Origin of the sequence: Faecalibacterium prausnitzii (assembly GCF_003324185.1) — a bacterium.
GTDB classification, from domain to species: domain Bacteria; phylum Bacillota; class Clostridia; order Oscillospirales; family Ruminococcaceae; genus Faecalibacterium; species Faecalibacterium prausnitzii.
The window spans coordinates 1-1032 of the sequence record NZ_PXUP01000067.1; the positions used below are offsets into that span (position 1 = coordinate 1).

At 48.5% G+C, this 1032-nt stretch carries 1 protein-coding gene; it reads right to left on the bottom strand.

Annotated features, from left to right (window positions below):
* Positions 1-3: 3 nt before the first annotated feature.
* Positions 4-1032: DUF4368 domain-containing protein (locus C7J97_RS14715; protein ID WP_113993401.1), on the bottom strand; the 1029-nt coding region annotated here is incomplete at its 5' end.

Sequence of the window (1032 nt, forward strand, 5' to 3'; positions counted from 1 at the left end):
TTGTTACTCGATGGCATCCAATGGGCCGATAAAGCGGTAGAAAATCTGGATTTTCTGGACGTATTCGCCATCGACCTTTTCCGCTCTGGATACCAGAATCTTGTCAATCAGCTGATGCAGAATCTTATAGTTCAGTTCGGTGATGCCAGCGTACTTGCTGACTTCATCAATAAAATCCTGAATCTTGTCCAGCTGATCGTGTTCAGCACGGCCTTCCCGCTCGTACTGCTCAATCTTCTCGGTCAGTTCAGCCTGTTCTTTGTCGTAGCGATCTGCAAGCATTTGAAAACGTTTCTCCGGGAGAAGTCCCTTTGATACGTCCTCATAAAGTTTTGCATACAGGTCTTCGATTTCTGCGATTCGTGCTTTACACTGCTTCAAATCCCGTTTGTGCTGCGCCCGGTCAGAGGACACCCGGAGGTGCATCTGATTTGCAATCTTCTTCACAAGGGCTTCCCGATTGCTCACAGCGGCCTTTGCGTGTGCCTGAATGTCCGCAAAGACAGCTTCATGCAGAACACGGGCTTCCAAATTATGCGAGTCACAGGCTTTCGCACCATATTTCCGATAAGTGCTGCAACAATAAAAGGTCTGATCCAGAACACTGTTACGTTTGCGCCTGTGCTCGACCTTGACTAACATCGTTCTGCCGCAGTCTGCACAGCGGACGATGCCCTTGAAGATATTGTCGTAGTCGGTCTTATCGCACATAAAACAACCGGAACGGCTGTAAAGGATTCGCTGCACGTTTTCCCAGCGGTCTTGTGGGATGATTGCTTCATGTGTATTCGGAACGATAGCGCGTTCTTCAAACGGAATATAACGCCGCTTTTTGGATTTCATGGACACGGTGGGCTTGGCTTCGTAGATGATGTGTCCGGCGTAGACTGGGCTGTGCAGAACCTGACTGATATAGGCACTGTCCCAATCATACATCTTTTCATCATCAATAAAGCGGCCAAACATCTCTTTCTTGTAGTAACACGGCTTCAAGACTTTTTCATCGTGGAGCCGCTTGGCGATGCGGTGAAG